Annotated in this window: 1 pseudogene; it reads right to left on the bottom strand. The window is 67.8% G+C overall.

What is annotated here, in order from left to right:
* Positions 1-347: pseudogene (locus tag MKW15_RS24295) on the bottom strand (HNH endonuclease); the annotation flags it as partial.
* Positions 348-376 lie beyond the last annotated feature (29 nt).

Below are 376 nucleotides of genomic sequence, written 5' to 3'. Positions count from 1 at the left end.
TGGGCCAGAAGATCGGTCACACAGGTTTGACGCTGCGACTCCGACAGCGGTTCCCTCGCCCGCGTCGCGACATGAGAAAGTCCCCGGGCGATCGCGTCGGCGTGCTCACCGGAGAGCGTGCCGTCAGCGGTGTGACCGGCCAATCGTGGTGTACCGGCCAGAGCAACACCGACACGCAGCAACCGGGTGGCGACCGCGGGCGCGCACCCCATGACGATCAGCAGTTCGCGGGTGGTGCGACCCTGCTTCGTCGCGATCCCCAGGCGTTCGACAGCACCAGCCAACACCGCGGCGTGGTGGTCGACCAGGTTCCGTATCCGCAGCAGCGCCGAGAGGGCCTCATGCACCTCGCGCGGGGTCTCAGGGATAGCGAACT

It is taken from the genome of Gordonia gummivorans (genome assembly GCF_022513585.1).
Taxonomy (GTDB): domain Bacteria; phylum Actinomycetota; class Actinomycetes; order Mycobacteriales; family Mycobacteriaceae; genus Gordonia.
Note: the sequence above shows the minus strand (reverse complement) of the source record. Positions and strands in the feature narration are given on the sequence as shown.